Raw genomic sequence first — 201 nt, forward strand, 5'->3', positions numbered from 1 at the left:
GGGCCAGGGAATGATAGGCTCCGGCGCTGACCTGCAGGTAGGTGAAGTCCGCTGGCAGGTCCGGGTACGTGCTGCGGTCGGGCGTCTTCACCCTGACCGGCGCATGCTTGTCGTTTATCGTCCCGTCGCCGAGCTGGCCATAGTAGTTGTCTCCCCAGGCGTAAACGTTGCCGTCGCTGCCCAGGGCCAGCGAATGCTGGT

The 201-nt window shown here is 64.7% G+C and carries 1 protein-coding gene; it reads right to left on the reverse strand.

What is annotated here, in order from left to right; genetic code table 11:
• A partial coding sequence (locus tag P273_RS09450) for an RCC1 domain-containing protein (RefSeq protein ID WP_034525139.1) occupies positions 1–201 on the reverse strand: 201 nt, incomplete at both ends.

The sequence above is a fragment of the Bifidobacterium sp. A11 genome, from assembly GCF_000499185.1.
Classification (GTDB): Bacteria; Actinomycetota; Actinomycetes; order Actinomycetales; family Bifidobacteriaceae; genus Bombiscardovia; species Bombiscardovia mizhiensis.